Source organism: Nocardiopsis lambiniae (assembly GCF_031845465.1).
GTDB classification, from domain to species: Bacteria; Actinomycetota; Actinomycetes; order Streptosporangiales; family Streptosporangiaceae; genus Nocardiopsis; species Nocardiopsis lambiniae.
In genome coordinates, this window is sequence record NZ_JAVREP010000017.1 from 1 (window position 1) to 22,773 (window position 22,773).

Consider the following 22,773-nt stretch of genomic DNA (forward strand, 5'->3'; position numbering starts at 1 on the left):
ACCTCGCACACCCGATCGCACTGATCGTGTGTGACGGGGCCAAAACAAACATGGCTTAAAGAAAATCGAACACGCGCTGTTGAGTTCTCAAGAAACAACCGTTCTTCCCGTACAAGCCCCGGACCACGAGGTCCGCTGATGCTCTTCCGTGGAAGACGTTTGCGTTTCCGCTTTGTTGTGTCTTCACTTTATCAGCGTTTCCGTGTCCCGCCAAACCGGCGTTTTCCGGAACCTTCTGAAGTGAAGGACTCGCTTCCTCTGTTTCCTTTGGAAGCGCTCTCCGATTTTACATGTCCGCAGCACTGCTTCGGACCGCTCAATTTCGGAGAGAAGAAGATCGACCGACTCGCCCGCTTTCGCGTTCGTTTCGTTCGGTCGTGCCCCTCGGAGCCTTGGGCCCGTCGGAGGCGACTCGGAGAACGTTACCCCTCGCTCCGGTTCGATGCAAACGATCCGGCGCGTGTCCTGGGTCACATTCAGTTGAGCAGGCGTCCCGTCCCCGTGCCCGGGGCCGTGTAGAGCCACTCGACCTCCAGTTCCACCGCGGAGACGGTGGCCGGGGAGTACGACACCAGGGCCTCGTTGCCCACGAACGAGGCGGCCAGTTGGGCGATGGTCGGGTTGTGCCCCACCACCAGGAGGGTGCGCACTCGCGGGTCGACGTAGGTGATCAGCTCGACCAGGGAGTCCACGCCCGCCGTGTACGCCGGTTCCGAGTAGTCGATCTCCGGGGCGGTGAACGTCTCCTGTTCCCCCAGTACCCCCAGGACACCGTCCAAGGTCTGGCGGGTGCGCTTCGCCGACGAACAGATCACGTGGTCCGGGGCGTACCCCTGCTCGGCGAGGAGACGCCCGACCGCCTCGGCCTGACCCCTTCCCCGGTCGGTGAGGGAGCGGTCGTGATCGACGACCCCGTATCCCACCTCGGCCTTGGCATGACGGAGCAGGAGGAGCGTACGACCGTTCACGACGCGATCACCGACGCGACGATGGCGAGAACGGCGATGAAGCCCACCATGACCCCCACGATGACGAGCAGACCCTTCATTCCCGACACCGGGAACCACCCCCTGAATACGTTGTGCTGCCCCCAGGGTAGAAGGGGCCGTCGGAGGCGCTCCTCCGACGGCCCCTTACCCGGTGTCACCCGGGCATCAGCGGGTCACTGGGTGCGGGCCTCCTCCTTGTTGTCCCGCTCCGTGCTCTCGTCGGTGACGGTGGAGCCCTCCTCCACCGCCGGAACGTCGTCCGTGGGCGCGCCGTGGTCGTCGTCGGCCTTGGGAGCGTCGCGTTCGAGTTCGGCCGGTTCGGTCTCGGTGCCCGAGCCCAGACGCTTGGACCACAGGACCGCGCCGACCAGGACGGCCACCGCGAGAACGCTGACGCCGACCCGGAGCACGACGTTGTCCGCGTAGATCACGACACTGGGCGCGACGATCAGCGCGACCAGGTTCATCACCTTGAGCAGCGGGTTGATGGCCGGGCCCGCCGTGTCCTTGAACGGGTCTCCGACGGTGTCGCCGATGACGGTCGCGGCGTGGGCCTCCGAGCCCTTACCGCCGTGGTGACCGTCCTCGACCAGCTTCTTGGCGTTGTCCCAGGCGCCACCGGAGTTGGCCAGGAACACCGCCATGAGGACACCGGCGGCGATGGCACCGCCGAGGAAGGCGCCGAGCGGGGCGTAGCCCAGGGCGAAGCCGACCGCGATGGGCGCCAGGACCGCGAGCAGACCCGGGGTGATGAGCTCGCGCAGCGAGTCACGGGTGCAGATGTCCACGACCCGGGCGTAGTCGGGCTTCTCCGTGCCGTCCATGATCCCCGGGCGGGTACGGAACTGTTCGCGCACCTCCAGCACCACCCGGCCGGCGGCGCGGCCGACGGCGGTGATCGCCAGACCGGAGAAGAAGAACACCACGCTGGCGCCGATGATCACCCCGACCAGGACGTCCGGGTGGTCCAGGGACAGCGAGAACACCTCCGTGTCGCCGAGCTGTTCCTGCACGGAGGTGCGGAAGGCGCCGAAGAGCGCGGTGGCGGCCAGGACCGCCGTGGCGATGGCGATGCCCTTGGTGATCGCCTTGGTGGTGTTGCCGACGGCGTCCAGGCTCGTGAGGATCTCGGCGCCCTTGCCCTGGACGTCGCCGGACATCTCGGCGATGCCCTGGGCGTTGTCGGAGACGGGGCCGAAGGTGTCCATCGCGACGATGATGCCGACGGTGGTGAGCAGCCCGGTGCCGGCGAGGGCGACGGCGAACAGGCTCAGGGTGATGGAACCGCCGCCCAGGAGGAACGCCGCGTAGACGGCGCCGGCGATGAGCAGCGCGGAGTAGACCGCCGACTCCAGGCCCACGGAGATACCGGAGAGGATGACGGTGGCGGCCCCGGTCTCGGAGCTGTTGCCGATGTCCCGGACGGGTCGCCGGTCGGTCTCGGTGAAGTAGCCGGTGAGAAGTTGGATGGCGCCCGCGAGGACGAGACCGATGAGGACCGCGGCGACCGCGATGACGCGCGGGTCGGGGTCGGTGCCGGCGGCGGCGATCTCGTCGAGGACGCCCTGGCTGACGCCGGACAGCTCCTCGAAGCTCCCGGGCAGGTACCAGAAGGCGGTGGCGGTGACCAACAGGGCGGAGATCGCCGCGGAGATGAAGAAACCGCGGTTGATCGCCGCCATCGCCGACTTGTCGCGGGCGCGGGGGGCGACGAGGAAGATGCCGATGATGGCGGTGATGACACCGATCATCGGGACCAGCAGCGGGAAGACCAGGCCTTCGGTGCCGAACGCGACGCGGCCCAGGATGAGGGAGGCGACGAGCACGACGGCATAGGACTCGAACAGGTCGGCGGCCATGCCCGCGCAGTCGCCCACGTTGTCCCCGACGTTGTCGGCGATGGTGGCGGCGTTGCGGGGGTCGTCCTCGGGGATGCCCTGCTCGACCTTGCCGACGAGGTCGGCGCCGACGTCGGCGGCCTTGGTGAAGATCCCGCCGCCGACACGCATGAACATGGCCAGGAGGGCGGCGCCGAAGCCGAAGCCCTCCAGGACGATGGGCGCGTCGCCCCGGTAGAGGAGCACCACGAGGGCCGCGCCGAACAGGCCGAGGCCGACGGTGATCATGCCGGCGACGCCACCGGTGCGGAAGGCGATCCGCATGGCGGTGCGGCTGTCGTTCTCACCGCCTCCGCGGGCCGCGGCGGCGACGCGGACGTTGCCCCGGACCGCCAGCCACATGCCGATGAAGCCGGTGGCGGCGGAGAGCAGCGCGCCGAGGGCGAAGAAGAGGGAGCGACCGATGGCGATGGCCCACGAGTCGGCCGGCAGCAGGAGCAGCAGGAGTGGAATGACCACGACGAAGACCGCGAGGGTGCGGAACTGTCGCCTGAGGTAGGCACCCGCTCCCTCCTGGACCGCGACGGCGATGTTGCGCATTCGCTCGGTGCCCTGTCCGGCGGCGAGGACCTCACGTACCAGCACCCCCGCGACGGCGAGGGCGAGAAGCGCCACCGCCATGACGATGATGACGAGTGTGAAGTCGACGCCTTCCAGTGCTAGGGCCGTGCCGCTTTGAGCGGCGAGGTTGAGCCCAGACAATCCGTCCTCCTTGAGACGGGCACGACCTTTTCTCCCCCGTACACGCGAGGCGAGGGGAATACCTCGCCGGGTCGTGCGCGTACCGTCGTCCGGAAGGGGCCTGAGCTGGCCCGACGGCACGTGGTCGGGGGTCGAAGCGGTGCCACCTTCGGTTGTGGTGCCCACTGCCCGCGCCACGCGCTCGCGGGCGGTGATCCGGGAATTCTACGCAGCCCGAAGAAAAAAGAAGAGAGCGGATTGGCGACTTTTTCGAGAATGATCAAAGATGTGATCCATCGGTGATCTCGAAAAACGCATAAATGCCTTTATCTGCGATATTTGCCTTGCATAATGACTTAATGCAGTGTTAACGTTAAAGTACGCATAAGCCCAGAAAAAGGGAATCGAGCCCCGGAGGCCTCGGGAGCCCCACGGATCTCAGGGGCCTCACACACCCGAGGGACCGCAAAGGCATCGGGGGGTTCGTGGACCTCAGGGACCACATCGTCCCCTCGGGCCTCAGCGCAGGCGCAGACCGGACGGGTCGACCCCGTCTCCGGGAGCCACACGACCCGCGTCCAGGCCGTCGGCCAGCCCGCGGGCGAAGGCCGCCACCCCGGCGGTGTCCACGCCGTGCGGCGCGTCGGGACCGAACGGCTCGACGCGGTCGGCGCCACGACGCAGGAGGCGCGCGGCCCCGGCGAGGTTGCCGCGCTGGGCGTGGGTGACGCCCACCGCCGTCTGGGCGAGTCCGCGCCACAGTTCGCGCTCGGACTCGGGGGAGGACTTCCACACGGCTTCGAGGACTTCGTGGGCGGTGAAAGCGTACCCCTCGTCGAGCAGACGTTGGGCGGTTTCCAGACCTTCCTCCGCGGAGAACTCGGCGTCGTCGGGAACCCGCTCGACCTCCCCGAGGGAGCCGTGCGGCATCGGTCGGCCGTAGCGGTCGCGAGGTCGCTGGTTCTGCGCCCGGCCGTCGGAGGCCCGGTCCCGGTCGTCGTTCACCGTGCCCATCGAACGTCCCGCCTTTCTCGCTCAGTCACCGTCGGGGAGGTCGCCGAGCCACTCCACGAGCGCGCCCGAGACCGCGTCCGGGCGTTCCTCGTGGGGGAAGTGCCCGGCGCCGGGGATCCCCCTCCAACGGTAGGCCCCCGTCACCGAGCCCTGTGAGGCGCGGGCCGTCCCGGGCGGACACACCGGATCGAGGGAGCCGTGGAGTTGGAGCACCGGGACCCGCACCGGGGCGCCCATGCGCGCGTGGTAGCGCAGCCCGTCGGGGCGCAGCCGGGAACGGGCGATCCACCGGTGGTACTCCAAGGAGCAGTGGGACACCTTGGGGATGGAGAACGCGGTCCGGTAGAGCCTCTCGGCCTCGGCGTCGGGCCAGTCGGGGCCGGACCACTCCCGCAGCAGGTCGCCGACCCGGGCGCAGCCGTCGGCGAGGAGGCGGTGCTCGGGCAGGATCGGCAGTTGGGCCCGGAGCATGTGACGTGCCCCGAGGCCGCCGGCGAGCAGGACCCGGGCGGCCCGGCGCGGGTGCGGGGCCGAGACCGCCGCCAGGGCACGGACCGTGCCCGGGTGGTAGGCGGTCATGGTCCAACCGATCAGACCGCCGACCCCGTGGCCGACCACCGCGGCCTCGCGCGCACCCAGCGCGCGGACCAGACAGGCGGCGTCCTGGGCCAGTGTGACCAGGTCGTATCCGCGCGGGGTCTTGTCGCTGCCTCCGTATCCGCGCAGGTCGACGGCGACCGCCCGGTACCCGGCGTCGGCGAGGGCGGTCATCTGGTGCCGCCACGCCCACCAGAACTGGGGGAACCCGTGCAGGAACAGCACCAGCGGTCCCTCACCGAGTTCGGCGACGTGGAAGCGGGTGCCCGCGGCCCCGACGGTCCGGTGGTCCCACGGGCCGTCGACGTAGGCGGCCGAGTCGTCCAGCACGGTGGCGCGACTAGCGTCCGGAGGTGGCGGTGGCACCGGCCTGGTCGGTGGTGGCGATGTCGCGCGCGCCCGGGGGGACGACCTCACGGCGCAGGATCTGGCCCAGGCGCGCCCCGGTCACCTGGGTGCGCTCCAAGCCCCTGAGCTTGCGGAAGCTGAGCAGGCCGAACAGCGCCGACACGAGCGCGATGAGCAGGTAGAAACCCGTGACGATGGCGAAGGAGGCCCACCCCGGCAGACCCGCCACCTCGTACAGGACGAAGGCGATGGTCACCGAAAGGAGGATCACGAAGATGTGCGCCAGTACGGCGAACACCGCGAAACCGGCGATGCCCTTGCCGACCTTGGCCGCTTCGGCCTTGGCCTCCACCTTGGCGAGTTGGAGTTCCAGACGCACCAGACGGGAGAGGTTGTCGGTGACGTCGGAGACGAGTTCGCCGACGGAGCGGTCGCCGTCACTGGAGGTGCCAGGTCCACCGGCACCCGGCTTGTCCACCATCGCGGGGTTTCCCTTCTTGTCGGTCCGAACATGCGGATGATCCTCCGCATCCTCGCACATGCACCGCCATCGGTGTCCTTCACGGCACGCACAAAGGGAGGCCCCGGTCTCTTCATCGGGGTGAGCGTTCCCTGCTGGGAGGGGGCGCCCCGGAACGGCGAAGGGTCCGGGGCGCCCCGTGCGTCGGTGCGCGTGTCAGTCGTCCTGCGGGGCGGGCGGCAGCTGCTTGGCGATGACCTCCATGATCGAGGAGTCGGTGAGCGTGGAGGTGTCACCGACCGCGCGGTGCTCGGCGATGTCGCGCAGCAGGCGGCGCATGATCTTGCCCGAACGGGTCTTGGGCAGTTCGGGCACGGCCAGCAGGCGGGCCGGCTTGGCGATCGGACCCAGGGAGGCGCCGACGTGGTCGCGCAGGGCCTTGAGCGTCTCCTCGGAGACCTCCTCGGCACCGTTGCGCAGGATCACGAAGCCGACGATGGCCTGACCGGTCACCTTGTCGGCGGCGCCGACGACGGCGGCCTCCGCCACCGTGGGGTGCGAGACCAGGGCGGACTCGACCTCGGTGGTGGAGATGTTGTGGCCGGAGACGAGCATGACGTCGTCGACGCGGCCGAGCAGCCACAGGTCGCCGTCCTCGTCCTTCTTGGCACCGTCGCCCGGGAAGTACAGGCCCTCGAAGCGCGACCAGTAGGTGTCCTTGTAGCGCTCGGGGTCCCCCCAGATGCCGCGGAGCATCGAGGGCCACGGCTCGCGGATGACGATGAAGCCGCCTTCGCCGTCGGGCACCGAGTGGCCGTTCTCGTCCACGACGTCGGCGGCGATGCCGGGCAGGCCGCGCATGGCCGCCCCGGGCTTGCCGGAGGTGACGCCCGGCAGGGGGCTCACCATGATGGCGCCGGTCTCGGTCTGCCACCAGGTGTCCACGACGGGGGCGCGGTCACCGCCGATGTGCTTGCGGTACCAGATGTAGGCCTCGGGGTTGATGGGTTCGCCGACCGAGCCGATGACGCGCAGGCTCGACAGGTCGAACTTGGCGGGGATGTCGTCCCCCCACTTCATGAAGGTGCGGATCGCCGTCGGGGCCATGTAGGCGATGGTGACCTTGTACTTCTCGATGATCTCCCAGAACCGGCCGCGGTGCGGGGTGTCCGGGGTGCCCTCGTAGAGGACGGTCGTCGCGGCGTTGGAGAGCGGGCCGTAGACGATGTAGGAGTGGCCGGTGACCCAGCCGATGTCGGCGGCGCACCAGTAGACGTCGGTCTCGGGCTTGAGGTCGAAGACCGCCCAGTGGGTGTACGACGCCTGGGTGAGGTAACCGCCGGTGGTGTGCAGGATGCCCTTGGGCTTGGCCGTGGTGCCGCTGGTGTACATGATGTACAGCGGCGTCTCGGCGTCGTGCGCCTCGGGGGTGTGCTCGGTGCTCTGGGAGTCGACGAGGTCGTGCCACCACACGTCACGGTCGGTCCACTCGACGTCCTGGCCGGTGCGGCGGACGACGAGGACGTTCTCCACGGCGGGGCGGTCGGCGACCGCGCCGTCCACGGCGGGCTTGAGCGCGCTGGGCTTGCCGCGCCGGTAACCGCCGTCCGCGGTGATGACGAGCTTGGCCTGGCTGTCGTCCAGGCGCTGGCCGAGCGCGTCGACGGAGAAGCCGCCGAAGACGACCATGTGGACGGCGCCGAGGCGGGCGCAGGCCAGCATCGCGACGATCGTCTCGGGGATCATCGGCATGTAGATGGCGACGCGGTCGCCCTTGGTGACGCCGAGCCCGGTGAGGGCGTTGGCGGCCTGGGAGACCATGTCCTTGAGTTCGGCGTAGGTGATGCTGCGGGTGTCGCCCGGCTCACCCTCCCAGTGGTAGGCGACGCGGTCGCCGAGGCCGTTGGCGACGTGGCGGTCCACGCAGTTGACGGAGGCGTTGAGCCTGCCGTTGACGAACCACTTGGCGAAGGGCGGCTGCCAGTCGAGGACGCTGTCCCAGGGCTGGTCCCACTGGAGCCTGCGGGCCTGCTCCTCCCAGAAACCGAGGCGGTCCTCGGCGGCCTCGTCGTAGACGTCGGCCTTGACGTTGGCGCTCGCGGCCAGCTCGGCCGGCGGGGGGAAGCTGCGCGTCTCGTGGAGAAGGTTGGACAGTGTCTCCTGGCTCGGAGGAGTGCTGTCGGCCACTGTGATTCTCCTTACGTTGGCTGGTTCACACCAAATTAATCATGTGGTCTGTACCTGTGGAACATCCAGGGTCGGGTCCAGCGCCGGGGACGACCCGGCACGCGACGAACGGTCGGTGAACGGTCACCGGGGGACGACGAGCGGTCGCGCGACAGGGCGGAAAGGGACGGGCGGGGACGCGCCGGACGTCGGTGGTCGGTGTTACCGGCGCGTATGTTGGAGCGCGTGAGCGAAACGACTTCTGCCGCCCAGACCGATCCGCTGGCCCGGATCGCCGCGCTCCCCGGCGTGGCCGAGGCCGTGGAGGAGACCCGGACCCTGGTGGACCGGCTGCTGGGTCACCGGATCCTGCGCCGTCGCAGCAGCGACGTGTCCATGGAGTCCTCCCTGCGCGGAGCGTGCGCGTCGGCCGCCCTGGAGGGCGCCGAGGTGTCGATGGACGAGATCCGCGCCGGGCACGTGTACGACACCCGGATCAAGGGCGCGCTGCGGGTCGGCGGAGAGCTGGGGACCCTGGTGGAGACCTGGCCGAAGGCGCCCCGCCAGGTGCTGGCCCGCCTGCACACGCTCGCCGCGGCGGACGCGGTGTCCGCCGACGCCCTGGGACGGCCGCGGCTGGCCGGAGAGCGGGTCGAGGACCCGCTGGGGGTGGGCGCACCGTTGTCCCCCGAGGTCGCGCACGCCCGGATGGAGGGCCTCTACGCGCTGCTGGCCGCGCGCACCTCGGTGCCGGCGCTGGTCACCTCGGCGGTGGTGCACGGCGAACTGATGGCGATCCGCCCCTTCGGTTGGGGCGACGGGATCGTGGCGCGCGCCGCCGAGCGGTTGACGCTGGTGGAGCGCGGGCTGGACCCCAAGTCGTTGGTGCCCTCCGAACTGGGTCATCGAACGCTGTCGGAGGAGTACGCGCCGGCGCTGCGCGGGTACATGGGCGGAACGCCCGAGGGTGTGGCCGCGTGGGTCGCCTACTGCTGCCGTGCGGTGCGGGCCGGGGCCCAGGACTCGCTGGCCACGTGCGAGGCGCTCAAGCGCGGCTGAGACCCGGCCGGGGCCCGGGAGCCGCCGGGTGCGGGGGCTCGCTCTCCGCCGGCCGCGACCGGACCGGGTGGATCTCCGAACAGGGGCCGTCGGGACGGTGAACGGGAAACAACGCCCATCACTCGTCCATTTACGGTCCGGTCGAGGCACGAAGGATACCGGTTCGGTCACGCTCACCCGTTACCGAATGTTTCGGGGTTGCTTCGCACTCCTGTCGAACACGACGAACGACGCCCCGCGGAGAATCCGCCGGGCGCCGTCTCCGACACGTTGCACCGGGTTAGCAAGCGTCCATTCATATAGCCTGACCTGGTGCTTCGCAGAGCACCTCGATCGAGGCGGGCCTAACGAGGCCTGCTGGCGCGTGGGTTCCCGGTTCACCTGTCAGGGTGGATCTCAGCCACCGATCACTTTCTTTGTACGACAGGAGCCGGGATCCGAAAAGGTGGTTGACCCAACTTTTCATCCTGGATTCCCGAACCGATACACAGCGTCACGTGGTAACGTCGTTCCCGTCGTTCCGACGGGAACCGGTTCCCACCACTTCGGTAAAAGCCTCGGCGTGTGCGTATTCCCTACGCGGCCCGACGGCACCGGCCCCGCGTGGAACGCACGTGCCGACGCGCTTTTCGGTGGTCCGGGGGATCCCCTCCCCTCGTCGACCCTTCCGAAGGGCGGGCCCGGCCCTCCCCCCAGGGCCGAGACGGCGACCCACCCGCGCTCCCCCCTATCGCGGGACGTCGCACGAGGCCCGCTCGCCGAGCCTGTCGGGCGGGATGTGCATCCGCCCCCGTGTGCGCATCCCGCCCGCAGGTCTTCGGAACCTCTCCGGTCCGGCACCCTCCCCACCCCTTCCGCGAACCGGTGAGTTGTCCACAGGTGCGCGATCGGGGCTTTCCCGCGTCCCCCGCATCGGCGAAGGTCGAAGGGTAACCCTCCCGTTCCCGGAGGTCCCATGGACGCCGCACCTCCCCTCATCGCCACCGCCGACACCGGACTGCTCGACGACCTGCTGAGGTTGTCGGCCGCAGCCTCGGTCCGGGTGACCACCGCCGACAGCGTCGACCGCGCGCTGCTGTCGTGGCCGCGCTCCCCGATGGTCGTGCTGGGCGCCGACCTGTACCCGACACTGCGCTCCGGCGAGCGGCCACCGCACGCCCGCTTCGTGGTCGTCGCCCGCGAGGGGGGCGTCGGGGAGGGGCGGGTGCCGGGTCTCCTCGGCGCGGGTCGCCCCCTGCTGCTGCCCCGTGATGAGAACGTCCTGACCGGGCTGCTCGCCGCCGGGGGGCCGGCCGGGCGTCGGGCACCGACCGTGGCGGTGGTCGGCGGACGCGGCGGGGCCGGGGCGAGTCTGCTGGCCGTCGCCCTGGCGTTGGCCGGTGCGCGGGGCGGGCACGGCACGGCACTGCTCGACGCCGACCCGCTGGGGTGCGGCCCCGACATCCTCCTGGGCTGCGAACGGGATCCGGTGGAGCGGCGCATCGGCTGGGACGACCTGGTGGAGCGGCGCGGACGCCTGCGGTGGTCCGATGTGGCCCCGCGGCTGCCCGGCCCGACCGGGATCTCGGTGCTGACCTGGATGCACGGGCCCGACCCGCGTCGTGGTCCCCTGCCCGCCGGCGCGGCCCGGGCGATGCTGGACTCGGCTCGGCAGGGGTGCGATCTGGTGGTCGTCGACCTGCCGCGTTCGTTCGGATCTGCGGTCACGGCGTTCCTCAACCGGTCCGACCTGGTGCTGCTGGTCGTCCCGGCCGAGGTGGCCGCCGTGGTGGCGGCGTCGGCGATGGTGCCGCGGTTACGGGAGGAGTCCCGTGAACTGCGCGCCGTGGTGCGCGGAGCCTCGGGCGGGTTGACCGCCGACGTGGTGGCCCGGGGGCTGGGGCTGCCGTTGGGGGCCGATCTGCCGCCGGAACCGGGGCTGGCGCGGACGCTCACGGCGGGGCGGCGGCCGGCCGACCATCCGCGTTCGCCGCTGGCCGGGTTCGCCGACCGGCTCGTCGCCGACCTGACGGGGGTGCCCCGGTGAGCGCGCCGGCCGAAGGGGCCCCGTGGCGCCCTCCGACGAACGGTCCCCTCAGCACGGACGTCCCACCCGGCCGGCACGCCGAAGGCCCGGAGCTGGTGGAGTCGGTGCGCAACCGGTTGGTGGCGTCGGGGACGCCGGTCAGCCCGGGCAACGTGGCGGCGGCGCTGCGGGCCGAGGGCGGGGTGCTGGGCGACACCGAGGTGCTGTCCCTGACCCGGCGGTTGGCCGCGGACCTGGCCGGGGCGGGGCCGTTGGAGGAGCTGATGACCTCCGGGGTCACCGACATCCTGGTCAACGGACCCGACGAGGTGTGGGTGGACGACGGTGGCGGGCTGCGCCGGGTGGCGGTGCGGTTCGAGTCGGCCGACGCGGTGCGGCGGTTGGCCCAGCGGCTGGCGGCGCAGGCGGGACGGCGACTGGACGCGGCGGTGCCCTATGTGGACGCCCGCCTACCGAACAACGCGCGCCTCCACGCGGTGCTGCCGCCGATCTCGCCGACGGGGGCGTGCGTGTCCCTGCGGATGCCGCCCCGCCGGGCCTTCACCCTGGACGAGTTGGTGGCCTGCGGAACCCTGACACCCCACGGGGCGGGGCTGTTGCGCGCGATGGTCGTGTCGCGGGCGGCGTTCCTGGTGAGCGGTGGCACCGGCACGGGCAAGACGACCCTGTTGTCGACGCTGCTGTCGTCGGTCGATCCGCGGGAACGGATCGTGCTGGCGGAGGACTCCCCCGAACTGCGCCCGGATCACCCGCACGTGGTGCGTCTACAGACCCGCCCGGCCAACATCGAGGGCAGCGGCGAGGTGACCTTGGAGGTGCTGGTCCGTCAGGCGCTGCGGATGCGCCCGGACCGGTTGGTGGTGGGCGAGGCCCGGGGGCCGGAGATCGTGTCCCTGTTGGGGGCGCTCAACACCGGGCACGAAGGCGGTTCCGGGACCCTGCACGCCAACGGCGCGGGGGATGTGCCGGCCCGGGTGGAGGCGCTCGGCTGCGCGGCCGGTCTCGGCCGCGAGGCGGTGCACAGTCAGTTGGCGGCCACGCGGGTGCTGGTGGTGCACCTGGTCCGGGACGCCGGGGGGCGCCGGTTGTCGGAGGTGCGGGTGCTGGGGCACGACCGTCAGGGCCTGGTGCACACGGTGCCCGCGGTGTCGTTCACCGCCGACGGAGCCCACCGGGAGCATCCGGGCATGGGCGAGCTGATCGCGCGGGTCGGCGAAGGCCCGCGCCGGTGAATCCGGCCGGCTCCGGAAGGTGGCCCGCCGGTCCACCTCCGGACGTGCGCCCACGACCACCGGGACCCGGAACCGGGCCGGGCCGCCGAGGGCGGCGGGCGTCGGTTCGGCGGATGGCTTCTCCGACCGTGGCCACAGCGAACGGGAACGGGGACGCGGGAAACGGGGCCGGTGTGAACGGGAACGCGGAAACGCCGGATACGGGACCGGTGTGAACGGGAGCTCGCAAGCGCGAGAAACGGGGCCGTGCGATGACGGTGGTGTGGGTGTGCGCCGTGGGGCTGGTGGCGTTGGGAGTGCTGGCCGACTCCGGGCCCGGCGGATGGGTGCCGGTGATGGACCGGGGTCCGTCGGTGGCGCGGGCGGTGGCTCGGGCGCGAGCCCTGTGGACCGGACCGACACGGGGACGGGAACAGCGGCACGAGGTGATCACGCTGTGCCGGGTGTTCGCCGCCGAGCTCCGGGCCGGACGGCCACCGGAGGACGCGTTGCGGACCGGCCTCGCGGCGGCCGGACCCGGCATGATCGGGGCGTTCGGCGGAGAACCCGGGCCCGAGGCGCTGCGCGAGGCCGCCGAGGCGGATCCGGATCTGCGCGCCCTGGCCTACCTGGCGGTGTGCTGGGAGGTGGCCACGGACACCGGGGCCGGACTGGCGGAGGTCGTGGACGCGCTCGCCGCCGAGCTCACCGAACAGGAGGAGCTACGGGCCGAGATCGCCGCGCGCACCAGTGGACCTCGGACCACCGCGGTCATCCTCGGTGTGCTCCCGCTGGTCGGGTTGCTGATGTCGGCCGGGTTGGGCGGCGCGCCGTTGACGTTCCTGTTCACCACCCCGTTGGGGGTGCTCTGCCTGGTCTCCGGGGTGCTGCTGAACCTGCTGGGTCTGTGGTGGACGCTGCGGCTGGTGCGCGCGGCGGTCGGATGAGAGGGGGGATCGTGTTCGCCGTCATCACCGTGGTGTGCGGGGTCGCGGGGGTATGGGTCGCGTTGGGCGGTGGCCCCGGCGGCCGACTGCGGCCACCACCCGTACCACGGCGACCCCTCCCCGGGCGCCCCTTGCTCGTGTCCTTGGCCGGGGCCGGCGCGGTGACGTTGCTCGGGACACTGTTCGGGCCGCTCGGAGTGGGTGCGGCGGTGATCGGCGGCGTCGTCTGGTGGGCGCGCGGGCGCTCCACGGCGGCCGGGGACCGGATCGAGGTCACCGGGGACGTCCCCGTGGTGATCGGTCTCATCTCGGCGGGGATGCGGGCCGGGGCGCCCCTGCCCGCCTGCCTGACGGCGGTGGCCCGGGCCGCGCCCGGGCGGTTGGGCGGGGAACTGGCGCGGGTGGCCGAACGGCTGCGGCTCGGCGCCGACCCGGCCCTGGCCTGGGCCGACGAGCCCGGGGCGCTGCCCGAACCGTTGGCTGCCGCCGGTCGCGATCTGGCCCGGGCCGCCGACACCGGGGCGCCGGTGGCCGACCTGTTGGACCGGCACGTGTCCGACCTGCGCCGGGAGGTGCGGGCGCGGGCCGCCGCCCGGATCGAGCGGTTGGGCGTGCTCGTGGTGATGCCGTTGGGGTTGTGCTTCCTGCCAGCGTTCGTTCTGGTGGGGGTGGTGCCGATGGTGGTGGACCTGTTGTCACGGGCCCTGGGCCGGTGAGGGTCAGGCCTCGTCCTCGCTCAAGCCGTCGATGAGGTCGCCCAGGACCAGGGAGCGGTCCCGCAGGGACATCAGGCGCAGCTCCTTGAGCGCGGGCAGGGTGTCCACCCGTGTTCCGCGCGGGCCCTCGACCGTGCACAGGCGCATGCAGTGCTGGGTGGGCGCCCGCCAGAAGTCGCGTTCGTCGACCGGGGCGAGGCGGTACACCGTCGCCGGGTAGCGGGGCGTGCGGCCCGGGGGGCGCCACTGGGGGACCCGGGCGAGGACGAACCCGGTGATGAAGGAGTCGAACACACCCTCCTCCGCGAGGTCTCCCAAGGCCTCGCGATCGCCCTCGGTCCGGCATTCCGCGCACCCCGCCAGCTCGGCCCGCAACAACCACCGCGCCCGCGCGTGTCCCACCTCGGTGTTCTTGAGTTTGCTCGGGTGTCGGTGTCCCATACATCGGAGGGTAAGGCCGTGGCGGCCCTGGTGTGCGCGACCCGCGCGCATCGCCGCCCCGCACCGCCTCATGGGTGCTCGCCGCACGACCGCGCCCCGCACGAAAGGCCCCGGCGGGCGGCGCGATCCCGCCCGTGGCCGGGAGGCCCGTGGGACGGAGTCGTCCACGGCCCGGTCCCACCTCCGGGAGAGGGAACACGGACCAGACCCGGGGCGCTCCCCCACGGCGAGGGCGCCCCGAGAAGAACGCGGACGCGGCTCAGGGCACTCCTCTCCGACACAGGCTCCCCCAGAGCAGGAGGCTCCCGAAGAAGGACGCGGACCCGCCCCGAGGCGGGACGCTCGGGTGGGAGGCCCGGCCGGAACACTCAGGGCGGAGCATCCCTGGCAGGGCGCCCGGGGGAGCGTCCGGGGCGGAGCCGTCCGGGGCGGAGGCACCCGGGGAGAGCACCCGAAACGGAGAACCCGAGGCAAGAGGCCCGAGGCGAGGCACCCGGGGCGGAGCCCCCCGTGGCGGGAACCCGGGGGGAGCGTCCGGGGCGGGGACGTTCGGAGACCGAGGTCACCAGGGGTCGTCCGGAGCGGAGCCGGCGCGGCGGCGCCCGAGGTAGGGCGTGGGGAACCGGGGCCAGCCGACCGTGAGGCGCAGGACGAGCACCGTCGCGGCGAGCAGGAACAGGAACACGGTGGAGACGTTGCCGACGAAACGGGCGACGGTCTCGGCCGGAGCGGGGGTGGTGGAGACGTAGTGGACCATCTGGACCGTGGTCGGCTCCTCGGGTGGGGCGGGCGCGGACTCGGATCCCCGTTCCGCCGTTCCCCGTTCCGCCGTTCCCTGGACGGCCTCCGGTCCCGGTTCGGCGACCGGCACCACCCGTGGTGACGGGCAGGCCGTCCTCGCCGGATCCGGGTGAGGCCGGTCGGGGGCCGCCGACGGCGGCGGACAGAGGGACGGCGCGGGTTCGGGGTGGGGTGGGACGCACAGGAGCAGGGCGCACATCACGACGGTGAGGGTCATGGTTCTTCCTCGTGTGGGACGGTTCCGTGGACCGGCCCCGCGCGTGAGTGCGCGTTGACGGTCAGGTCCAGGACGGAGGGGACCGCGACCACCACCTCGGCGGTGTGGCCGGCGATCTCACAGGTGTCGAGGGAGGCCCCGTTGGCCTCGGCGGTCAGACGGGCGCGCTCGCAGGCGGCGTCCGTTCCATGGACGGCGACGGAGGCCGCCGCGAGGGCGGCGAGGTCGGCGGCGGTGCCGGCACGGTCCCGGTCGAGCCGGGCGGTCGCCGCCAGGACGGCGGCGAGCGCGACGGTCCACAACAGGGTGCTCAGGGTGATCCAGTGGACGGTGGCCCCACCGGAGTCCGCGGTCATGGTGGGATCCCGGGTTCGAGGAGGACGGCGGCCGTGCCGCGCACCCCCACGGGGTGGACGTGGACACGGCCGAAGCGGAGTTCGGCGGTGACGGTGACGCGGGCCGTCCCCCCGTCCCGGGCGAGGTGGACCTCGGCCCCGACGGGAGCCGCGTCGAGGGCCGCCTCCCGGGCCAGCTCCCCGCTCTCCCCCCGGGCCAGGGCCCGTGCGCCCACGCGGGCGGCGTCGGCGCACGCGAGCCGGGCGTCGGCCGCGGTGACGGCACCGACCGCGACCGCCAGGACGATGAGGAGGGCGGGCAGGGTGAGGGCGGCCTCGACGGTGACGGCGCCCCGGTCAGAAGCCCGTGCCGAGCGCATTGACGACGATGCCGGTGAGGGCGTCGTTGACGGCCGGGCTCTTGACGATCGCGTAGAGGACCCCCGCGAACGCGACGGCGGTGATGATGCACAGCGCGTACTCGGTGGTGGTGATCCCCCGTTCGGCCTCCGGGGGCGCGGCACGGCGCGACACCGCCGGCAGGAGGGGGAACGGACAGCGGGCGAGAGCGGCAAGGCATGCCGAAGAGAACACGGGACCTCCCTGGTAGGAGGACCGGCAGAGGTGTCGGTCCCGATTCCAGGTTCGGTCGCGGGAGGTCGGAGCGAAAGGACTTTCCCCAGCCTGTGGATAACTTTCCCGCCGCCCCGACACCGCCTCTCGCGGCGTCCGAGGAGGCGGCCGGGGTGCCGGGATCACGCCCCCTCCCGTACCCGCCGACGCGCGCGAACGCCTCCGCCTGATCGATGCGGACCCCAACCGCCCCCTCAGCCCGGAGACCTCCCCCATCCCACCGCCCTCAACGGCGGCCGGGGACCGGCGGAGCCGGTCGACATGGGCCCGCGCACGGATACGGCCACAGCGGAGGTCGGGGTGCCGCCCCTGTTCGGGTACCTGTACGAGGAGGCATCGATCGGGCGGGCGTCCCGGTCCCCGCGGTCCCGGAAGGTCTCAGGGTGTGGCGAGCACCTCGTCGAGAAGGCGCAGGGCGCCCGACTTGCTCAGGGGTTCGTTGCCGTTGCCGCACTTGGGGGACTGGATGCAGGACGGGCACCCCTCCTCGCACTCGCAGTCGGCGATGGCCGCGCGGGTCGCGGTGAGCCACTCCCGGGCCGCGGCGTAGCCGCGTTCGGCGAACCCCGCTCCGCCTTCGTGCCCGTCGTAGACGTACACCTCCACCCGGCCGGTCGCCGTCGACACCCCACCGATGTCCCAGCGATCGCAGGTGGCCAGCAGCGGCAGCATGCCGATCGCGGCGTGCTCGGCGGCGTGGGCGGCGCCGAGCAGGCCGACCTCCTCCTTGCGCAGGCGTTGTTCGGCCTCGGGCGGCAGCGTCCACCACACGGCCCGGGTGTGGAGGGTGCGCGCGGGCAGGTCGAGGGACTGCTCCCCGAGGACCGAACCGGTGCGCACGTCCCGTTTGAGGTAGCCGATCACCTGCCGGGTCACCTCGACCTCGCCGAAGCGAAGGGTGATCCCGCTCGGCCACTCCTCCTCGCGGATGACCGACCGGACGGTGATGTCGGTGGTGTCGCGCGCCCACGTTCCGTACGGCGGTTCGGCGGGGTGGACCAGCGCCACCCCCTCGTCCAGGTCCAACCCGTCGACCAGGTAGGTCTCCCCCTGGTGGAGGTAGACCGCTCCGGGGTGCACGGTCCCGTGGGCGGCGGCCTCGTCGATCTCGCCGAGCAGACCGCCGGTGGAAACGTCGACGATCTGGACCGGCGAACCGCCTGATCCCCTGATATCGGCCAGGTCACTTGCCCTTTCATTGCTTGTCCAGAACCAGCCTCTGGGACGCTTCCTGAGAAGCCTCCGTTCGACGAGTTCGGCCAGCCGTTCCTCGATGGTGGACCCGAAGACACCGAAGTCGCTCTCCGTGATCGGGAACTCCTGAGCAGCCGCGCACAGGTGCGGACCCAGGATGTGCGGGTTTTCCGGGTCGAGCACGGCCGTTTCCACGGACTGACCGAAAATGGCCTCCGGGTGGTGCACCAGATAGGTGTCCAACGGGTCGTCACGGGCCACGAACACCGCCAGCGCGTCCTCGTCGCCCCTCCCCGCGCGGCCCGCCTGTTGCCACAGGGAGGCGCGGGTCCCCGGCCAGCCGGCGATGATCACCGCGTCCAATCCGGTGATGTCCACCCCCAGTTCGAGGGCGTTCGTACTGGCCAGCCCGAGCAGTTCCCCGGAGCGCAACGCCTCTTCCAGCCTGCGCCGCTCCGAGGGCGTGTAGCCGCCGCGATAGGCGGCCACACGCCGGGCCAGATCCGGTTCCAGCATCCGCCGGGCGGTGAGCGACACCAGTTCGGCCCCTTGGCGCGAACGCACGAACACGAGCGTGCGCACCCCCTGCCGTACCAGGTCGGCGAGCATCTCGGCGGCCTGGGAGGGCGCGGTCCGGCGCACCGGCGCACCGTGCTCGCCGGTCAGGTCGGTGAGTTCGGGCTCCACCAGCGCCACCGACATCCCCGGGCGCGGCGAACCGTCCTCGGTGACGGCGGTGACCGGGATCCCGGTCAACCGGGTGGCGCTCTCCCCGGGGCTGCCGGAGGTCGCGGAGGCCAGCACGAACACCGGTTCGGCGCGATGGCGGGCGCACACCCGGCGGAGCCGGCGCAGGATCTGCGCGACGTGCGATCCGAACACCCCGCGGTACAGGTGCGCCTCGTCCACTATGACGTAGCGCAGCCGGCGCAGGAAGCGTCGCCACCCCTCGTGGCGGGGCAGCAGGCCGTGATGGAGCATGTCCGGATTGGTGAGCACATAGTCACCGTGCTCGCGCACCCAGGAGCGTTCCTCCGGTGGGGTGTCCCCGTCGTAGACGGCCGCCCGCATCCCGGGAAGTCCCAGTTCCTCGATGGCGCGGAGCTGATCTCGGGACAGCGCCTTGGTCGGCGAGAGATAGAGCACCGTTCCACCCGAGTCAACCGCCTCCACCGCGGGCATAAGGAAGGCAAGTGACTTTCCCGAGGCGGTACCCGTGGCTATGATCACATCACGGCCCGAGCGTGCGAGGTCGGCGGCGGCCACCTGGTGGGACCACGGCTCCGTGATCCCCCGAGCGGCCAGACGTTCGACCAGGTGGGGTGGGGCCCACTCAGGCCACCGCTCGCTCACCCCGTCATGTCGGGCCACGTGTTCGACGTGGGTCACCTGCGGGTACCGGGTTTCGTCACGCCACACACCGGGGAGCACGGGCTCCGATCGCCTCATCCGAGACCCCTCCTCACCGGGCGTGTTCTTCCTGATGGACATTGGTTTCAGTGTGCCATCCGGGGGAACGGTCGCGCGGTGTCAGGGTTTTTCCGTGCATCACGGGAGGACGAACACGACACCCGTGGTTGAATGCGTGCTGGTGGGGTAACGCCCGGCAGAGATCATCGGCGCTGGAGGACTAGTGGATTTGAAACTTGATCATTACACCGAGGGCGACACCGAGATCGTCGTCGTTGAGGGTGAGATCGACGTCTACACCGCACCCCGGCTCCGCGAGCTGCTGATCGACCTGGTCAACAAGGGCAACTTCCACCTCGTGGTCAACATGGAGAAGGTGGAGTTCCTGGACTCGACGGGTCTGGGTGTGCTCGTGGGCGGGCTCAAGCGCGTTCGCGCGCACGACGGCACCCTCGATCTGGTGTGCACCCAGGAGCGCATCCTCAAGATCTTCCGGATCACCGGTCTGACCAAGGTCTTCGGTATCCACAACACCGTGCAGGAAGCCATCGACAAGCGTGCCGCGAAGTAGTACAGAGCGAGCGATGGCGACCATCACGCTCACGATCAGCGCGCTTCCGGCACACGTGCGCACGGCCCGGCTCATGGCCGCGACCGTGGCCCGGCGTGCCGGGATCCCCGCCTCCACGATCGACGAGATCCGGTTGGCGGTCGGTGAGGCGTGCTCCCGGGCGGTGGCGGCGCACAAGCTGCACTGTCCGACGCAGCCGATCCTGTTGCAGCTGATCGACGACGGCGGGCCCGAGCCGGTGTCGGACTCCCGAACCGACACCGCGAGCCGTATCCTGCGCGCCAACGGGAGCGCGACGCGACGCTTCGAGGTGGTCGTCTCCGACAGGGCTCCCGCCCAGGAGGCCTTGGAGCAGACCGACCACACCGAGCCCCTCCTCGACGGGCTCTTCCTCGACGGTGAGGACACCCCTCCCGGCGGGATCTCGGGGTTCTCCCCGGGGCTGGGGCTGGCGGTCATCACCGGCCTGGCCGACGAGGTGAAGATCGATCCCGGCGAGCACGGCACCATCGTGCGCATGAGCTGGCCGATCACGCCGGACCCGAGTGCCAACTAGGGTTCCGGACACGGTGCGATGAGGGCGCCTTCCCCGCGGGGGAGGCGCCCTTCGCCGTTCTCGGGGTCTCGGGGTCTCGCGGGCCGGCCGCCCTCCGACCCCGTCCCCGTTCAGTCGCAGTTCTGCGAGGAGACCTCCGCGGTGGCGGTGAGTCCGCTCTCGGCGTTGGCGGCGACCTCGTCGGCGGTGAGCACGTACCCGGTCTCGGGCTCGTTGGTGGCGGCGGCGAACACCACCCCGTAGACGGTGCCGTCGGGGGCCAGCAGCGGCCCACCGGAGTTGCCCGGCCGCACCACGGCCCGCACCTGGTAGATCTCCCGGCTCACCTGCTGGGAGTGGTAGAAGTCCGGCCCCTGGGCGGTCTGGCGGGCCCGCACCCGGGCCGGGACCGCGGTGAACCCGCTGTTGCGCGGGAAGCCGGCGACGACGGCGTCCCCGCCCTGGGGCGCGTCGTGGGTGAACTCCAGGGGTGCCAGCTCCAGGTCGGGGACGTGCAGCACGGCCAGGTCCTGTTGGGCGTCGAACAGCACCAGGGTGGCGTCGAGCTGGTGTCCTTCCCGGGTGACCACCCGCAGGTCGTCGGTGACCCCGGCGACCACGTGCGCGTTGGTCATGATGCGACCGTCGGAGTAGACGAACCCGGTGCCCTCCACCCGGCGCTGGCACGAGGGCGCGGTACCCAGCACCTTGACGACGCTGCGGCTGGCCTCGATGAGCTCGGGGGTGGTGAGCACGTCGGGGTCCGGCGGCTCGACCTCGGCCAGTTCCCCGGTGCCCAGGCCGCTGAACACCTGCGGGAAGGCACTCTGGTCGACCACACGGCGGAAGGTCGAGAAGCCGCTGTGCGCCGACTCGGGCATGAGCGTGTCGACCGACTGGAGGATGCGGGAGCCCCGCACCTGTTCGGCGACGAAGGGCAGCGCGGAGTTGGCGACCGTGCTGCCGATGAACCAGGCCACCAGCAGCACCGAGAAGCCGCTGACGACGGCGCCGCCCATGGCGTCCACGACCCGGGCCGAGTCCCACGTCACCTTGTTGCGCACCATCGTGCCCAGGTAGGAGAGCAGGAACTGGCCGAGTGCGGCGGACAGGAACACCACGGCGATGGCTATGAGGGCCTGCCGTCCGGGGTCGGCCACCCACTGCTGGATGTACCCGGGGGCGGTCAGGGCGGCGAGCACGCCGCCGCCGATGAACCCCGCGAAGCTGAAGACACCGACGATGAAACCCTGTCGGTACCCGGTCACCGCGAACAGCAGCAACAGGACGATCAGGATCACGTCGAGCACATTGCCCTCCAAAGGTGAGCGCTACCCACGGAAGCGAGGTGAGCGGTGCCGGCCTCAGCCGACGGGGCGCAGTCCGTTCGGTGTCGCCTCGAACACATCGGTGAGACCCTCACGACGCCAGGGAAGTTCCCACTCGCCCAGGGCGAGCAGTCGGTCGACGATCGCACCGGTGAACCCCCACACGAGCATGCCGTCCACACGGAATCCGGGACCCCACCGGGAGCCGTCCCCGTAGCGCACCATGACCCGGTTCGCGGGGTCGGCGAGGTCGGAGACGGGGACCCGGGAGACCGCGGCGACCTCGTGCAGGTCGGTGGGGCGCACCTCGCTGGGGTCGCGCCACCAGCCGAGCACGGGGGCCACCCGGAAGTCGCTGAAGCTGAGGTAGAGCTCCGGGAGGCGGCCGAGGACGTCCACCCCGGCGGGCACCAGGCCGGTCTCCTCGGCGGCCTCGCGCAGCGCAGCGGCCTCCGGGGAGGGATCGGTGGGTTCGATGCGACCGCCGGGGAAGGCGGGCTGTCCCGGGTGCCGGCGCAGACCGGCGTTGCGCTGGATGAGCAGCAGGTCGGGGCCGTGGGGGCCCTCACCGAAGAGGATGAGGACGGCGGACTCTCGGCCGCCGTCGCGCGGCGGGCGCATCTGCGGCGGCACGGTCATGCCGGACGCGGAGTCGGCGAGCGTGGCGAGCCAGGGCGGCACGGGGTTCATGGGCGGCACCTGCCTTCGATGAGGGAGCGGACCGGTGGACACGGGCGGGCGGACACCCGCCCGCGACGCGGATCCCCCGCGCCGTTCCCGTCGGTCGTCATGTGATGGGACCTCGGCGGGCGTGCGGATCCCCGACCGCGACATCGGGCGAGGCGGATGCGGACCCGCGTCGCCCCACGCGAACGCCCTCGGTACGCCGAGGGCGCGTGGCCGGGCCCGGATGGCGCTCGTGGAGGGGTCGGGTCGGCTCTCCGGTGTCAACGCTCACACCATCAGAGTACAAAGCGCGACCGCCCGTTCTCGACGGTGCGCGGGCGGGCCGCCCGTCGGGGGCGGCCGGGCCCGGGCTCGTGAGGTGCGGTGCCCGGTCCTCTCGTTGTACGGCGCCCGGCTCCCGTCGGAGTCGGGCGCGTGCGGGGCACGGCGAGGCCGGGGCCGAGCCGACCGAGCGGACGCCATGGGGGACCGGGTGCCCCGTGGGCGCCCTCTCCGTTCACCCGGTCGAC

At 71.6% G+C, this 22,773-nt stretch carries 21 protein-coding genes; 7 read left to right on the top strand and 14 right to left on the bottom strand.

Annotated features, from left to right (window positions below; translation table 11 throughout):
* Positions 1 to 476: 476 nt before the first annotated feature.
* The 6 genes from RM479_RS21125 to acs form a co-directional block, all read right to left on the bottom strand.
* A complete protein-coding gene (locus RM479_RS21125) occupies positions 477 to 968 on the bottom strand; it encodes a SixA phosphatase family protein (RefSeq protein ID WP_311513512.1) in 492 nt (163 codons plus the stop codon).
* A gap of 194 nt (positions 969 to 1,162) precedes the next feature.
* Positions 1,163 to 3,589: a sodium-translocating pyrophosphatase gene (locus RM479_RS21130; protein WP_311513513.1), complete on the bottom strand. Its 2,427-nt coding sequence runs from the start codon at positions 3,587 to 3,589 to the stop codon at positions 1,163 to 1,165.
* A 498-nt stretch (positions 3,590 to 4,087) separates the two neighbouring features.
* On the bottom strand, positions 4,088 to 4,582 hold the full coding sequence (locus RM479_RS21135; RefSeq protein ID WP_311513514.1) for a DUF309 domain-containing protein: 495 nt from the start codon (positions 4,580 to 4,582) through the stop codon (positions 4,088 to 4,090).
* Between the two features lie 21 nt (positions 4,583 to 4,603).
* On the bottom strand, positions 4,604 to 5,509 hold the full coding sequence (locus RM479_RS21140) for an alpha/beta fold hydrolase (RefSeq protein ID WP_311513515.1): 906 nt from the start codon (positions 5,507 to 5,509) through the stop codon (positions 4,604 to 4,606).
* A 10-nt stretch (positions 5,510 to 5,519) separates the two neighbouring features.
* Entirely contained in the window at positions 5,520 to 6,008 is a 489-nt protein-coding gene (locus RM479_RS21145; protein WP_274812316.1) for a phage holin family protein, read from the bottom strand.
* 195 nt (positions 6,009 to 6,203) lie between these two features.
* Positions 6,204 to 8,174 carry an acetate--CoA ligase gene (gene acs / locus RM479_RS21150; RefSeq protein WP_311513516.1) on the bottom strand — a complete coding sequence of 657 codons (1,971 nt, stop codon included), beginning with the start codon at positions 8,172 to 8,174 and terminating at the stop codon, positions 6,204 to 6,206.
* Between the two features lie 213 nt (positions 8,175 to 8,387).
* Between acs and RM479_RS21155 the strand changes: the two genes are divergently transcribed.
* From RM479_RS21155 to RM479_RS21175, 5 genes are all read left to right on the top strand, one after another.
* A complete protein-coding gene (locus tag RM479_RS21155) occupies positions 8,388 to 9,212 on the top strand; it encodes a Fic family protein (protein WP_311513517.1) in 825 nt (274 codons plus the stop codon).
* Positions 9,213 to 10,167: 955 nt separating this feature from the next.
* Positions 10,168 to 11,238, top strand: a complete 1,071-nt coding sequence (ssd, locus tag RM479_RS21160) for a septum site-determining protein Ssd (RefSeq protein ID WP_311513518.1) — start codon at positions 10,168 to 10,170, stop codon at positions 11,236 to 11,238.
* Between the two features lie 92 nt (positions 11,239 to 11,330).
* The gene (locus RM479_RS21165; RefSeq protein WP_311513593.1) at positions 11,331 to 12,470 is read left to right on the top strand and encodes a TadA family conjugal transfer-associated ATPase; all 1,140 of its coding nucleotides are present in this window, start codon (positions 11,331 to 11,333) and stop codon (positions 12,468 to 12,470) included.
* Between the two features lie 251 nt (positions 12,471 to 12,721).
* Positions 12,722 to 13,396 (top strand): type II secretion system F family protein, encoded by a 675-nt coding sequence (locus RM479_RS21170; RefSeq protein ID WP_311513519.1) that lies wholly within the window; start codon positions 12,722 to 12,724, stop codon positions 13,394 to 13,396.
* Positions 13,397 to 13,404: 8 nt separating this feature from the next.
* Positions 13,405 to 14,112 carry a type II secretion system F family protein gene (locus tag RM479_RS21175; RefSeq protein ID WP_311513594.1) on the top strand — a complete coding sequence of 236 codons (708 nt, stop codon included), beginning with the start codon at positions 13,405 to 13,407 and terminating at the stop codon, positions 14,110 to 14,112.
* 3 nt (positions 14,113 to 14,115) lie between these two features.
* Here the strand turns inward: RM479_RS21175 and RM479_RS21180 are convergent, their stop codons facing one another.
* The 6 genes from RM479_RS21180 to RM479_RS21205 all read right to left on the bottom strand — a co-directional run bounded on the left by RM479_RS21180 (position 14,116) and on the right by RM479_RS21205 (position 19,182).
* Positions 14,116 to 14,553, bottom strand: a complete 438-nt coding sequence (locus tag RM479_RS21180) for a hypothetical protein (protein ID WP_274812311.1) — start codon at positions 14,551 to 14,553, stop codon at positions 14,116 to 14,118.
* Between the two features lie 562 nt (positions 14,554 to 15,115).
* Positions 15,116 to 15,571 (bottom strand): superantigen-like protein SSL4, encoded by a 456-nt coding sequence (locus RM479_RS21185; RefSeq protein ID WP_311513520.1) that lies wholly within the window; start codon positions 15,569 to 15,571, stop codon positions 15,116 to 15,118.
* Positions 15,568 to 15,927 carry an Rv3654c family TadE-like protein gene (locus RM479_RS21190; protein WP_311513521.1) on the bottom strand — a complete coding sequence of 120 codons (360 nt, stop codon included), beginning with the start codon at positions 15,925 to 15,927 and terminating at the stop codon, positions 15,568 to 15,570. Before RM479_RS21190 ends, RM479_RS21185 begins: the two co-directional genes overlap by 4 nt.
* A complete protein-coding gene (locus tag RM479_RS21195) occupies positions 15,924 to 16,286 on the bottom strand; it encodes a TadE family type IV pilus minor pilin (RefSeq protein WP_311513522.1) in 363 nt (120 codons plus the stop codon). The genes RM479_RS21190 and RM479_RS21195 overlap by 4 nt, the downstream gene beginning before the upstream one ends.
* On the bottom strand, positions 16,264 to 16,500 hold the full coding sequence (locus tag RM479_RS21200) for a DUF4244 domain-containing protein (RefSeq protein WP_397222777.1): 237 nt from the start codon (positions 16,498 to 16,500) through the stop codon (positions 16,264 to 16,266). Before RM479_RS21200 ends, RM479_RS21195 begins: the two co-directional genes overlap by 23 nt.
* A gap of 417 nt (positions 16,501 to 16,917) precedes the next feature.
* Positions 16,918 to 19,182, bottom strand: a complete 2,265-nt coding sequence (locus RM479_RS21205) for a DEAD/DEAH box helicase (protein WP_311513523.1) — start codon at positions 19,180 to 19,182, stop codon at positions 16,918 to 16,920.
* A gap of 184 nt (positions 19,183 to 19,366) precedes the next feature.
* Between RM479_RS21205 and RM479_RS21210 the strand changes: the two genes are divergently transcribed.
* Entirely contained in the window at positions 19,367 to 19,714 is a 348-nt protein-coding gene (locus RM479_RS21210) for an STAS domain-containing protein (protein WP_274812306.1), read from the top strand.
* Positions 19,715 to 19,727: 13 nt separating this feature from the next.
* Entirely contained in the window at positions 19,728 to 20,270 is a 543-nt protein-coding gene (locus tag RM479_RS21215; protein WP_311513524.1) for an ATP-binding protein, read from the top strand.
* 110 nt (positions 20,271 to 20,380) lie between these two features.
* On the opposite strand, the gene RM479_RS21220 is transcribed toward RM479_RS21215, so the two are convergent.
* Positions 20,381 to 21,559: a MarP family serine protease gene (locus RM479_RS21220; protein ID WP_311513525.1), complete on the bottom strand. Its 1,179-nt coding sequence runs from the start codon at positions 21,557 to 21,559 to the stop codon at positions 20,381 to 20,383.
* 54 nt (positions 21,560 to 21,613) lie between these two features.
* Positions 21,614 to 22,267: an NUDIX hydrolase gene (locus tag RM479_RS21225; RefSeq protein ID WP_311513526.1), complete on the bottom strand. Its 654-nt coding sequence runs from the start codon at positions 22,265 to 22,267 to the stop codon at positions 21,614 to 21,616.
* Between the last annotated feature and the right edge of the window lie 506 nt (positions 22,268 to 22,773).

Bases quoted from the DNA above. Each gene is read 5' to 3' on its own strand.
- RM479_RS21155 (WP_311513517.1), top strand. From the start codon at position 8,388: ATGTTGGAGCGCGTGAGCGAAACGACTTCTGCCGCCCAGACCGATCCG.
- RM479_RS21135 (WP_311513514.1), bottom strand. From the start codon at position 4,582: ATGGGCACGGTGAACGACGACCGGGACCGGGCCTCCGACGGCCGGGCG.
- RM479_RS21185 (WP_311513520.1), bottom strand. From the start codon at position 15,571: ATGACCCTCACCGTCGTGATGTGCGCCCTGCTCCTGTGCGTCCCACCC.
- RM479_RS21145 (WP_274812316.1), bottom strand. From the start codon at position 6,008: ATGGTGGACAAGCCGGGTGCCGGTGGACCTGGCACCTCCAGTGACGGC.
- RM479_RS21225 (WP_311513526.1), bottom strand. From the start codon at position 22,267: ATGAACCCCGTGCCGCCCTGGCTCGCCACGCTCGCCGACTCCGCGTCC.
- RM479_RS21180 (WP_274812311.1), bottom strand. From the start codon at position 14,553: ATGGGACACCGACACCCGAGCAAACTCAAGAACACCGAGGTGGGACAC.
- RM479_RS21205 (WP_311513523.1), bottom strand. From the start codon at position 19,182: ATGAGGCGATCGGAGCCCGTGCTCCCCGGTGTGTGGCGTGACGAAACC.
- RM479_RS21195 (WP_311513522.1), bottom strand. From the start codon at position 16,286: ATGCGCTCGGCACGGGCTTCTGACCGGGGCGCCGTCACCGTCGAGGCC.
- RM479_RS21215 (WP_311513524.1), top strand. From the start codon at position 19,728: ATGGCGACCATCACGCTCACGATCAGCGCGCTTCCGGCACACGTGCGC.
- RM479_RS21170 (WP_311513519.1), top strand. From the start codon at position 12,722: ATGACGGTGGTGTGGGTGTGCGCCGTGGGGCTGGTGGCGTTGGGAGTG.
- ssd (WP_311513518.1), top strand. From the start codon at position 10,168: ATGGACGCCGCACCTCCCCTCATCGCCACCGCCGACACCGGACTGCTC.
- RM479_RS21190 (WP_311513521.1), bottom strand. From the start codon at position 15,927: ATGACCGCGGACTCCGGTGGGGCCACCGTCCACTGGATCACCCTGAGC.